The organism is Methylobacterium sp. J-078, assembly GCF_022829285.1.
Lineage (GTDB): Bacteria > Pseudomonadota > Alphaproteobacteria > Rhizobiales > Beijerinckiaceae > Methylobacterium.
In genome coordinates this window covers 1-12,013 of the sequence record NZ_JAKSYI010000132.1, presented here as the reverse complement: position 1 = coordinate 12,013, position 12,013 = coordinate 1, and the positions used below count along the sequence as shown (strand labels likewise).

Genomic DNA, 12,013 nt, shown 5'->3' with positions numbered 1-12,013 from the left:
CTCCTGGGCGTGGATGACGCGCGGGCGAGGAGCACCGCATCCGCCAGCGCGTGTTTCGGCGGTCCGCGGTCTCCTCAGACCGTCCAGGTGTCGATGATCACCGCGTTGTCGCGCTTGTGCAGGAGCACGCAGTCGAGGACGTCGGTGGGGGCGATCGGGCGGATACCCTCGATCAGCGACGGCTCACCGTGGCCGTAGAGGGCCTGGAGCGCGAAGCGGCAGGCATAGACCTTGCCCCCCTCCGCCATGAACTTGGCGATCTGGTTGTTGAAGTTCTGGTGGCCGGGGAAGGCCTCGTCGCCGAGGGTGGGGAAGCCGCGCTGCACGCCGAGGGTGACGCCCGGCCCGTAGAGGAGAACCGTGGTCTCGAACCCCTTGCGCTGCAGCCGGGTGGCCTGGAGCAGGTTGACGAAGCCGATGGAGCCCTCGAACGCCACGGTGTGGAAGGTGACGAGCGCCTTCTGGCCCGGCTCCGCCTTCACGTCCTCGAAGACCTTCTCCTCGTAATCGACGAAGTAATCACCTTTCTTGTGGGCTTCGCGGTTCACGGCGGGCATGGCTCAGGCTCCTCGCTGGACGGGACCGCCGGCATCGGCCGCGGGTCGGTCACGGCAGAAGCATGGCAATCCGTGTGCCAGGACAATGCGAACCATCGCCTCCGAAATGATCGCTTCTTGAAAACATACAATTTTGCGATCAATGTGCAGGAATGCGCGCGGTGACGGGACCAGCTTGAACGCCGAACGACTTGCCACCGTGCCTCTCGTCGCGCCAGTTACTGCACTCGAACTGAACGAACATTGATCGCATTGATCGGAAGACGATCGATGTCGCTCCGCGGCATTCTGCCGGTACGCGGATTGCTAGCCATACAATCCGAACTTGATCGGATCGGCGGGCGAGGGGCGGGGCGCATGGGTTCAGGGCGGCAGGAATACGGGCCGGACGCCGTGGACCGCGTCTCCGGCGCGTGGGCGCCGGATCTCGGGCGCTGGGGCAAGCCGCATTACCGGGCCATCGTGGAATCCCTGGCCGAGGACATCCGCACCGGCCGCCTGCGGGCCGGGACACGACTGCCGACCCAGCGCGCCCTGGCGGCCCGCATCGGCCTGAACTTCACAACCGTCTCGCGGGGCTACGTGGAAGCCCATCGGCGCGGCCTCGTCGAGGGGCGCGTGGGGCAGGGCACCTTCGTGGTCGAGCCCGCCCGCGCGCCGCGCACGGCCGAGCCGGCCCGGGCGGGCCTCGTCGACTTCACCATGAACCTGCCGCCCGAGCCCGACGACCCCGCCCTGCTGGCACGCATGCAGGCCGCCTTCGCGGACCTCTCGGGCGACCTGCCCAACCTCCTGCGCTACCAGGGCTTCGGCGGGACGGAGGCGGACAAGGACGCCGCGACCCGGTGGCTGGCGGCGCGCGGCGTCGCGGCCCCGCGCCCGTGCCTGCTGATCTGCCCCGGCGCCCACAGCGCCCTGTCCAGCGTGCTGGGACAGGTGGCCCGGCCCGGCGATGCGATCTGCGCCGAGCGCATCACCTATCCGGGGATCCGGGCGCTTGCCGCGCACCTGTCGCTGCGCCTCGTCGATCTGCCGATGGACCGGCACGGGGTCGATCCCGACGCCTTCGCGGCGGCCTGCACCCGGGTCGCCCCGAAGGCGATCTACCTCAACCCGCTGCTGCAAAACCCCACCACGGCCACGATGCCGCGCGCGCGCCGCGAGGCGGTCATCGCGGTGGCCCGCCGCTACGCCGTGGCGATCATCGAGGACGATGCCTACGCGCATCTGTGCCCGGCCCCGCCCCCGAGCTTCGCGACCCTGGCCCCGGAGATCACCTACTACGTGGCGGGCCTCGCCAAGTGCCTGGGGGCGGGATTGCGCCTCGCCTTCCTGGTGGCGCCCAGCGCCCGCGCCGCCCTGCCGCTGGGGAGCGCCCTGCGCGCCGCCACCGTGATGGCCTCACCGATCTCCACCGCCCTGGCGACCCGCTGGATCATGGACGGGACGGCCGAGGCCATCGGGCAGTTCGTGCGGGCCGAATCGGTGGCCCGCCAGCGCCTGGTGAGCGAGATCCTGCCGGCGGCGCGCGTCACCGCGGATCCGCACGGGTTCCACGTCTGGATCGACCTGCCGGAGGGCTGGACCCGCTCGGCCTTCGCCAGCCAGGGCCGGGCGGCGGGTCTCGGCGTCGTGGCGAGCGACCCGTTCTGCGTGGCCGGGACGCCGCCGGAGGCCGTTCGCCTCTGCCTCGGCGGACCCTCGACGCGCCTCCGGATCCGCCAGGGGCTGGAACAGCTCGGCCACGCGCTGGAGGGCTCGCCGGCCCTCGCCTCGACCTACATCTGAGACGGCGCTCCGAAGGGCCCGCGCTCAGGCGTAGGCCGCGGCCCGGGCCGCGTCGAGCAGTTCCTCCGAGAGCGCGTCATCGTCGACCCCGCGGGCGAGGATAACGGCGCCCACAAGGGTCGCGAGGTTCGCCAGGGCGCGCTGGCGGCGGCGCTCGCGCGCGCCCTTCGGCGTGAGTTCCGTCAGGAGATCGGTGAGGCCCCGCACGCCCTGCGTGAACCGGGCGCGGAGCGGGCTTCCCCGCGCCTCGCGCGCGACGTCGTTGGCCAGGGCCGCGAGGGGGCAACCCTGACCGGGTGTCCTCACGTGCCCGACGGACAGGTAGTTCGCGATCAGGGCGTCCAGCGCTCCGCGCCGGTCCTCGGCCAGCGCGCTGTCGAAGGCCTCGGCGGCCAGCGCATCCTTGCTGGCGAACTGGCCGTAGAATCCGCCATGGGTCAGGCCGGCGGCGGCCATGATGTCGGCGACGCCGACCCCGTGCAGGCCGCGCTCGCGAAACAGGGTCGCGGCGACCTCGACCACGCGCCGGCGGTTGAGCCTGGCCTGCTCCTGCGAAACCCTCGGCATTGCATGGCACTCCTGTGCTTGGCCCTCCCGTCCGGCCGATCCCTCAATATAGATGCGGATCGTCATTCAAGAAGAGCGCCTGGATGTCGTCCTGGCCGGCCGGCCCGCATGAGGGGGGCAGGATTGCGGGCCGGCCGGCGGACCGCGCGGCCGAAGGACGAGCCGCGCGATTCGGGATGCCCTCAGGTTCAGGCCGGGTCCGGCAGGGACCCGGCGGCCGATGCGGCCGGGCGCTCTCGCGGCGCGCGCGCCACCCGGAACCAGAGGGCGTAGAGGGCGGGCAGGAACAGCAGCGTCAGCAGGGTGCCGACCCCGACGCCGCCGATGAGCACGTAGGCGAGCGCCCCCCAGAACACCGAGTGGGTGAGGGGAATGAAGGCCAGCATGGCGGCCGCAGCCGTCAGGATCACGGGCCGCGCCCGGCGCACGGTCGATTCCACGATGGCCTCGTAGTTCGACAGCCCCGCCGCCTGGTCGTGATGGATCTGATCCACCAGGATCAGGGTGTTGCGCATCAGGATGCCCGACAGGGCGATCAGGCCGAGGATCGCGTTGAAGCCGAAGGGCTGGTGGAAGATGAGCAGTGTCGGCGCGGCCCCGACGAGGCCGAGCGGCGCGGTGGCGAAGACCATGAACATGGTGGCGAACGAGCGCACCTGGATCATGATCACGGTGAGCGTCACGATCAGCATGATCGGGAACACCGCCACCAGGGACAGCATTGCCTTCTCGCTCTCCTCCACCGCGCCCGCCGTGTCGATGCGGTAGCCCGGCGGGAGCCTGGCCTTAATCGGCGCCAGCAGGGGGAAGACCTGGGCGTGGATGTCCGGCGGCTGCCTTCCGTCGAGCACGTCGCCCTGCACGCGGATGTAGGTCTCGCGGTTGTAGCGCTTCAGCACCGCGTCCTCCGTGCGGCTCTCCAGGCGCGCCACCTGGGAGACCGGCACTTGGCGCCCGTCCTTCGTCGCCAGGGTCAGGTCGCCGATCTCGGCCAGGGAGCGCCGCTCGGGGCCGGGGCTGCGCAGCAGCACGTCGACGGCGCGCAGGTTCTCGCGGACCTGGGTGGCGGGCGTGCCGTTGAGGTAGGCCTGCAATTGCTGGGCGGCCTCCTTCGGGGTCAGGCCGATCAGGCGCAGGCGCTCCTGGTCGAAGGCCAGATGCAGGCTCGGGGTCCTGTCGCCCCAGTCGAGGTGGACGAGGCGCATGGCGGGATTGGCCGCCATGACATCCCGGACTTGCCCCGCGATGCCGCGGATGACGTCGAGGTCGGGCCCCACCACCCGGAAGGCGACCGGGAAACGGATCGGCGGCCCGAACACGATCTGGAGCACGCGCACGCGTGCCTCCGGGAAGAGCCCTTCGTCGACGAGCCTGCGCACCTTGCCCCGCAGGACGTCGCGGGCATGCGCATCGGCCGTCTGCACCACGATCTGTGCGAAGGCCGGATCGGGCAGTTCGGGATCGAAGGACAGCACGAAGCGGGGCATGCCCTGGCCGACATAGCTCGTGATCTCCCCCGCCTCGGGGAGGTCGCGCAGGGCCGCCTCGACGCGCCTGACGCTCGCTTCCGTGGTGGCGAAGGCCGAGCCCGCCGGCAGGGTCACCTCGACGATGAGTTCGGGGCGCTCGGAGTTCGGGAAGAACTGCTGTTCGACACGGCCCATCGCCACGACGGCCAGGGCGAACAGGCCCACGGTGATGCCGGCGGCCAGCCACTTGTGGTCGACGGACATCCGCACCGCGCGGCGCAGGCGCTCGTAGTTCCTGGTGGCGTAGATCGCCGCGTGCCCGCCTTCCACGCGTCCGATGTTCGGCAGGAGCTTGACCCCGAGATAGGGCGTGAAGGTCACGGCCACGATCCAGGAGACGATCAGCGAGAAGGCCACCACCCAGAAGATGTTGCCGGCGTACTCGCCCGCCGTGGAGGCGGCAAAGCCCACGGGCAGGAAGCCCGCGATGGTCACCAGGGTGCCGGTGAGCATCGGCGCGGCGGTGGCGCTCCAGGCATGGGTCGCCGCCTCGATGCGGTCGGCGCCTTCCTCCATGCGCACCACCATCATCTCGATGGCGATGATGGCATCGTCCACGAGCAGCCCCAGCGAGATGATGAGGGCGCCCAGCGTGATGCGGTCGAAGTCACGGCCCGTGACCATCATCACCACGAACACCGCCGAGAGGGTGAGCGGCACGGCCAGCGCCACCACGATGCCGACCCGGAAGCCGAGCGCCACCAGGGACACGAAGATCACCACGCCCAGCGCCGTGAAGAACTTGACCATGAACTCGTGGATGGCGTCGTCGATGACCTTGGCCTGGTCGGTGATCTTGGTGAAGCCGATGCCCACCGGCGTCTCGTGGTGGATCGCCACCTCCTCGGCGTTGAGCGCCTCGCCGAGCTTCAAGCCGTTGAAGCCGGGCTTCATCACGAGGCCGAGCATCAGGGCCGGCTCGCCGTCGTTGCGGATCGCGAAGGTCTTGGGGTCCTCGTAGCCGCGCTTCACCTCGGCGATGTCGCCGAGCTTCAGGCTGCGGTCGCCGGCCGCCACGGGCAGGTCGCGGATGGCGTCGAGCCCGTCGATGGCCCCGTCGAGGCGGAGATACACGCGCGGACCCGCGGCCTCGACGAAGCCGGCCGGGGTCACGTCGTTCTGGTTGGCAAGTGCTGCGAGCAATTGCTGGCCGGTGATGCCGAGGGTGGCCAGACGCTGATAGGAGATCTCGACGAAGATCTTCTGGGCCTGCTCGCCCAGGATGTTGATCTTCTCGACGCCCGGCACCCGCAGCAGGCGCTGGCGCAGGTCCTCGGCGCGCAGCACGAGCTGGCGGTGGGGCAGGCCCTTGGCCTGCACGGCGTAGAGGGCGAAGTAGATGTCCGAGAACTCGTCGTTGAAGAGCGGCCCCAGCACCCCGCGCGGCAGGCTGGAGGCCTGGTCGGTGAGCTTCTTGCGGGCCTGGTAGAACTCGGACTGGAGCTTGGCCGGCGGCATGTTGTCCTTGAAGATGACCTTGGTCATCATCAGGCCGGGACGCACCGTGGTCTCGGCCCGGTCGTAGTAGACGAGTTCCTGCAGCCGCTTCTCCAGGGGGTCGGCGACCTGGCGCTGCATCTCTTCCGACGTGGCGCCCGGCCAGGCGGCCGAGACCGTCATGACCTTGACGGTGAAGGCCGGGTCCTCGCCCCGTCCGAGCTTCTGGAAGGCGAAGAAGCCCGCGCCCGTGAGCGCGATCAGCAGGAACAGGGTGACGGCCCGCTCGCGGACGGCGAGCGCCGAGAGGTTGAAGGCGCTCATCGCTCCACCCCGGTCAGGCTGGCGGGGGCCGGTCGCACCCGCTGGTCGGCCTTGAGGAGGTGGGCGCCGAGCGCCACGATCCGGTCGCCGGGGTTCAGACCGGCGACGATCTCGGCGCGCTCCTCGCCCATGCGGGCGACCCGCACGGCCTGCGGGCGAACGGTCTCGGTGGCGCCGTCGTAGCGCCAGACGTTCGTGCCGCGCCCCTGGTCGAACAGGGCCGCGAGAGGCACCTCCACGCTCGCGGCTCGGTCCGCCGCGCGGGCCTTGAGCTGCAGGGTGACGGTGGCGCCGAGCGGCGCGGCCTCGCCGCCGCCCGCGAGGATGTAGCGCGCCCGGTATGTGCGGGTGGCCGGGTCGGCGGTGGCGGACAATTCGCGCAGGCGCGCCGGGTAGGTCGCCGCGCCCTCCGCGTAGAGGGTGGCGGAGGCTTCGCCCTCGGCGGCGCGGCGGCTGCCCTCGGGCAGGAACACCTCCGCCTCGCGGGCGCCGTCGCGGGCGAGCCTGACCACGGTCTGGCCGGCCGCGACCACCTGGCCGGGCTCGGAGGGCACCTCCATGACGACGCCGTCGGCATCGGCCTGAAGCTCGGCATAGGCCGCCTGGTTCTCGATCTGGCTGGCCTGGGCCTCGGCATTCGCGAACTGGGCGATGGCGGCATCGGCCGCGCCCTTGTTCTGGTCGTAGGTCTGCTTCGAGGTCCAGCCGTCGGCCACGAGCTTGCGGCTGCGCGCCTCGTCGGCCCTGGCCTTGATCATCTGGGCGCGAGCCGCCTCGACGGAGGCGCGTGCGGCGTTGAGCGCGAGGGTGAAGTCGGTGCGGTCGAGGCGCATCAGGGGCTGGCCCAGGCGCACGCGGTCACCCGGATCGACGAGGCGCTCGAAGATCTTGCCACCCACGCGGAAGCCGAGATTGCTCTCGGTCCGGGCCCGGATCACGCCGGTGTAGCGCGAGACCGCACCGGGGCCGGGGCTGACCTCGGCAATCTGCACCAGGGGCGGCTCGGGCGTCACCGCCGTCTCCGCCGGCGAGCAGGCCGCCAGGGCCAGCCCGGAAAGGCCCAGCCCGACCAGACCTGGGACCATTCTCGTCCGCATCGCTCATCTCCGTCCGGCCGGTGCCCGTTTAAAATTATGATCAAAATCTATTTGCGCGGACAGCCGCCGTCAATTGGGGGTGTCGGGCGAGATCCTCGGGCGAGATCCTCGGGCGAGATCTCTGGAGAGCCGACACGAGGGCGGCCCGGGTCGCCCGGCACGAGCGCTCAAGATTTCATCACGCTCGACGGATGAGGATAGGGCACGCCCTGCTCTGAGACGGCCATGCCCGCAAAACAGGCAGATTGTCGTGTTTCCCCCGACTCGAATCCGGCGCGGCCACGAACCGACGGGCGTCCGGAGTCCGCTACGGGGTGCACGTGTGCACTGCGGCGTGAACTGGCCGGGGGATTGCATTCACGGTGCCGTCAGGGCGCGCGCCCTTCACGAGGAACACGGTCCCGAATGTTCACTGCAGTTTCGCGTTGGTCGACCCGCCGCCTCCTCGCCGCCGCCCTGGTGTCGGGCGTGATGATGCCCGCCGCCTTCGCTCAGGGCGTGCTCAAGATCGGCATGACCGCCTCCGACATCCCGCTCACCACGGGGCAGGCCGACAATGGCGGCGAGGGCATGCGGTTCACGGGCTACACGGTCTATGACGGGCTCATCAACTGGGACCTTTCCTCGGCAACCAAGCCCTCCGTGCTGGTGCCGGGCCTCGCCACGAGCTGGACCGTCGATCCCGCCGACAACACCCGGTGGACCTTCAAGCTGCGCGAGGGCGTGACCTTCCACGACGGCTCGCCCTTCACCGCCGAGTCGGTGGTGTGGAACCTCGACAAGCTCCTCAAGACCGACGCGCCGCAATTCGACCCGCGCCAGTCGGCGCAAGGGCGCTCGCGCATCCCGGCGGTGGCGAGCTACCGGGCCGTCGATCCGACCACCCTCGAGGTGATCACCAAGAACCCCGACGCGACGCTGCCCTACCAGATCGCCTGGATCATGATTTCGTCGCCCGGCCAGTGGGAGAAGGTCGGCAAGAGCTGGGACGCCTTCGCCAAGACGCCCGCCGGCACCGGCCCGTGGAAGCTGACCCTGTTCGCCCCGCGCGAGCGCGCCGAGATGGCGCCCAACAAGGAGTACTGGGACAAGGCCCGGGTGCCGAAGCTCGACAAGCTCGTGCTCGTGCCGCTGCCCGAGGCCAATGCCCGCGTGGCCGCGCTCCGCTCCGGCCAGGTCGACTGGATCGAGGCGCCCCCGCCGGACGCGGTGGCCTCCCTCAAGGCCGCCGGCTTCGGCATCGTCACCAACGCCTACCCGCACAACTGGACCTGGCACCTCTCCCGCGCCGAGGGCTCGCCCTGGAACGACATCCGCGTGCGCAAGGCGGCCAACCTCGCCGTCGACCGCGAGGGCATGAAGGAACTGCTCAACGGCCTGATGATCCCCGCGCAGGGCTTCATGCCGCCGGGCTCGGCCTGGTTCGGCAACCCGACCTTCAAGCCGACCTACGACCCCGAGGCCGCCAAGAAGCTGCTGGCGGAAGCCGGCTACGGGCCCAACAAGCCCATCGTCACCAAGATCCTGATCGCGCCCTCGGGCTCGGGCCAGATGCAGCCCCTGCCGATGAACGAGTTCATCCAGCAGAACCTCGCGGATGTCGGCATCAAGGTCGAGTTCGAGGTGGTCGAGTGGAACACGCTCATCAACCTCTGGCGGGCGGGCGCGAAGTCCGACATGTCGCGCAAGGCCACGGGGATGAACTTCTCCTACTTCATCCAGGACCCCTTCACGGGCTTCATCCGGCACCTCCAGTGCAACCTCGCCGCGCCCAACGGCACCAATTGGGGCCATTACTGCGACCCCGAGATGGACAAGCTCTTCGATCAGGTCCGCACCACCTTCGACCCGGCCGAGCAGACCAAGGTCCTGGAGAAAGTCCACGAGAAATACGTGAACGACGCCCTGTTCCTGATGGTGGCCCACGACACCAACCCGCGCGCCATGAGCCCCAAGGTGAAGGGCTTCGTGCAGGCGCAGAACTGGTTCCAGGACTTCTCGCCGATCTCGATGGGCAAGTGACGGAGCGGGTGATGCGAATGTGCGCGCGCACGAACCCTCCCCCTCGCGGTGGTCGTGTTCATACTTCGCGCGGGCTGCGCGGGTCCCCTCTCCTGGAAGGAGAGGGACAGGGTGAGGTGCGTGACCTCTCCGGACATGGACTACACCTCACCCCATCCCTCTCCTTCCAGGAGAGGGAGCCCCGTGGTGCTTCGTGCTCACGATCGAAGACCTCGGCCGCATGGTCGCCGGGTGACGATGCGTTCCGAGGCTTCGCATCATGCTGAAGTTCATCCTCCAGCGCCTGCTGACCGTCACGCCGGTGGCGCTCGGCGTCAGCGTTGTCTGCTTCATGCTGGTCCACCTCGCCCCCGGCGACCCCTTGAGCGCCGTGCTCCCGGTGGACGCCACGCAGGAGACCATCGACGCCATGCGGGCGGCCTACGGCTACGACAAGCCGCTGCCGGTACAGTACGTGATCTGGCTCTGGCACGTGCTCCAGGGCGACCTCGGCATCTCCATCGCCACGGGCCGCCCCGTGGTGCAGGAGGTCGGCCGGGCGGTGGTCAACAGCCTGATCCTCGCCAGCGTGGCGACGCTGATCGGCTTCACCTTCGGCTGCCTGTTCGGCTTCGTGGCCGGCTACTTCCGCAACTCGATCCTGGACCGGCTCGCCTCGGCGGTGTCGGTGTTCGGGGTCAGCGTGCCGCATTACTGGCTCGGCATGGTGCTGGTCATCGTGTTCTCGGCCCAGCTCGGCTGGCTGCCGCCCACCGGCGCCGGGCCGGACGGCTCGGGCAACTGGCGGCCCGATCTCGACCACCTGCGCTACATCATCCTGCCCGCCCTCACGATGTCGGTGATCCCCATGGGCGTCATCGCCCGCACCGTCCGGGCGCTGGTGGGCGACATCCTTTCCCAGGACTTCGTGGGCGCGCTCCGGGCCAAGGGCATGAGTGAGTTCGGCGTGTTCAAGCACGTGGTGAAGAACGCCGCCCCGACGGCGCTCGCCATCATGGGCCTGCAGCTCGGATACCTGCTCGGCGGCTCGATCCTGATCGAGACGGTGTTCGCCTGGCCCGGCACAGGCTTTCTCCTGAACGCCGCGATCTTCCAGCGCGACCTGCCCCTTCTCCAGGGCTCGATCCTCGTCCTGGCGATGTTCTTCGTCGCCCTTAACCTCATCGTCGACGTCGTGCAGACGGCGCTCGACCCGCGCATCGAGAGGGGCTGATGGCACACGCGACACAGGCCGCGGCACCCGTCCTCGACATCGCCGGCGGGACCGCCCCGGCGCCGACGGCGCCCGACGCCTTCGTGCCCTCGCGGGGGTTCTGGGGGCAGGTCGGCCACAAGCTCCTGCGCGATCCCGTGGCGATGGCGGCCGCCTGCGTCATCCTGGCGATCGTGGCGGTGGCGCTGCTCTCGCCCTGGATCACCCCGATGGACCCCTATCGCGGCTCGATGCTGCGGCGCCTCAAGCCCATCGGCGACGCGACCTACATCCTCGGCTCCGACGAGCTCGGACGCGACATGCTGAGCCGCCTGATGATGGGTGGGCGCCTGTCCCTGTTCATCGGCGTCACCCCCGTCATCCTCGCCTTCGTCATCGGGTCCGCCATCGGCATCCTGGCGGGCTATGTCGGCGGCTGGGTCAACACCGTGCTGATGCGCACGGTGGACGTGTTCTTCGCCTTCCCCTCGGTCCTGCTGGCCATTGCCCTCTCGGGCGCCCTGGGGGCGGGCATCGTCAACTCCATCGTGTCGCTCACCTGCGTGTTCGTGCCCCAGATCGCCCGCGTGGCCGAGAGCGTGACCACCCAGATCCGCGCCCGGGACTACGTCGACGCGGCCCGGCTCTCGGGCGCCTCGACCCTGACGATCCTGCGGGTGCAGGTGCTCGGCAACGTGCTCGGGCCGATCTTCGTCTACGCCACCAGCCTCATCAGCGTATCGATGATCCTGGCCTCGGGCCTGTCCTTCCTCGGCCTCGGCGTGAAGCCGCCCGAGCCCGAATGGGGCCTGATGCTCAACACCCTGCGCACGGCGATCTACGTGAACCCGATGGTCGCCGCCCTGCCGGGGCTCGCCATCTTCATCGTCTCGATCTCGTTCAACCTGTTCTCCGACGGCCTGCGGTCCGCCATGGAGGTGAAGGCATGAGCATGCCCATCGGTGCGCCCACCGTTCCGATCGCCCGCGACCGGGGCGGCCCGGCCCAGCCTCTCCTCACGGTCGACCGCCTCGTGAAGCACTTTCCCGTCAAGAAGGGGTTCGGCGGCGCGAAAGCGGTGGTGCGCGCCGTGGACGGCGTCGACTTCGAGATCCTGAAGGGCGAGACCCTCGGGGTCGTCGGCGAGTCGGGCTGCGGCAAGTCCACCACCGCCCGGCTCATCATGGGGCTGATCGGCCACGATTCGGGTGACCTGCTGTTCGACGGCGAGCGCATCGGCAGCCGGGCGCTGCCCTTGCGCGACTTCCGGGCCCAGGCCCAGATGGTGTTTCAGGACAGCTACTCCTCCCTCAACCCGCGCATGACCATCGAGGGCTCCATCGCCTTCGGGCCGCAGGTGCACGGGGTCCCGAAGCGCCAGGCCATCGAGCGCGCCCGCTCCCTGCTCGCCCGGGTGGGGCTGGAGCCGGCGCGCTTCGCGGCGCGCTATCCGCACGAGCTGTCGGGCGGCCAGCGCCAGCGCGTCAACATCGCCCGGGC

General features: G+C 69.9%; 9 protein-coding genes. 5 read left to right on the top strand and 4 right to left on the bottom strand.

Annotated elements, in window-relative coordinates:
* Positions 1 to 74: 74 nt before the first annotated feature.
* Positions 75 to 557 carry an MSMEG_0572/Sll0783 family nitrogen starvation response protein gene (locus MKK58_RS22755; protein ID WP_243915086.1) on the bottom strand — a complete coding sequence of 161 codons (483 nt, stop codon included), beginning with the start codon at positions 555 to 557 and terminating at the stop codon, positions 75 to 77.
* A 357-nt stretch (positions 558 to 914) separates the two neighbouring features.
* Here MKK58_RS22755 and MKK58_RS22750 point away from each other — a divergent pair, with 357 nt between their 5' ends.
* Positions 915 to 2,345 carry a PLP-dependent aminotransferase family protein gene (locus MKK58_RS22750; RefSeq protein ID WP_243915084.1) on the top strand — a complete coding sequence of 477 codons (1,431 nt, stop codon included), beginning with the start codon at positions 915 to 917 and terminating at the stop codon, positions 2,343 to 2,345.
* 24 nt (positions 2,346 to 2,369) lie between these two features.
* Here MKK58_RS22750 and MKK58_RS22745 read toward each other — a convergent pair whose 3' ends face one another.
* The 3 genes from MKK58_RS22745 to MKK58_RS22735 form a co-directional block, all read right to left on the bottom strand.
* Positions 2,370 to 2,912, bottom strand: coding sequence for a TetR/AcrR family transcriptional regulator (locus MKK58_RS22745; protein WP_243915082.1), 543 nt, complete (start codon positions 2,910 to 2,912; stop codon positions 2,370 to 2,372).
* Between the two features lie 188 nt (positions 2,913 to 3,100).
* Positions 3,101 to 6,202, bottom strand: a complete 3,102-nt coding sequence (locus tag MKK58_RS22740) for an efflux RND transporter permease subunit (RefSeq protein ID WP_243915080.1) — start codon at positions 6,200 to 6,202, stop codon at positions 3,101 to 3,103.
* Positions 6,199 to 7,299 carry an efflux RND transporter periplasmic adaptor subunit gene (locus tag MKK58_RS22735; protein WP_243915078.1) on the bottom strand — a complete coding sequence of 367 codons (1,101 nt, stop codon included), beginning with the start codon at positions 7,297 to 7,299 and terminating at the stop codon, positions 6,199 to 6,201. Before MKK58_RS22735 ends, MKK58_RS22740 begins: the two co-directional genes overlap by 4 nt.
* A 405-nt stretch (positions 7,300 to 7,704) precedes the next feature.
* Between MKK58_RS22735 and MKK58_RS22730 the strand changes: the two genes are divergently transcribed.
* The 4 genes from MKK58_RS22730 to MKK58_RS22715 form a co-directional block, all read left to right on the top strand.
* Complete coding sequence (locus tag MKK58_RS22730; protein WP_409565297.1) at positions 7,705 to 9,321, top strand: ABC transporter substrate-binding protein; 1,617 nt, start codon at positions 7,705 to 7,707, stop codon at positions 9,319 to 9,321.
* A 259-nt stretch (positions 9,322 to 9,580) separates the two neighbouring features.
* On the top strand, positions 9,581 to 10,534 hold the full coding sequence (locus tag MKK58_RS22725) for an ABC transporter permease (protein ID WP_243915077.1): 954 nt from the start codon (positions 9,581 to 9,583) through the stop codon (positions 10,532 to 10,534).
* Positions 10,534 to 11,463, top strand: coding sequence for an ABC transporter permease (locus MKK58_RS22720; RefSeq protein ID WP_243915076.1), 930 nt, complete (start codon positions 10,534 to 10,536; stop codon positions 11,461 to 11,463). Before MKK58_RS22725 ends, MKK58_RS22720 begins: the two co-directional genes overlap by 1 nt.
* A 2-nt stretch (positions 11,464 to 11,465) precedes the next feature.
* A partial coding sequence (locus MKK58_RS22715) for an ATP-binding cassette domain-containing protein (RefSeq protein ID WP_409565307.1) occupies positions 11,466 to 12,013 on the top strand: 548 nt, incomplete at its 3' end.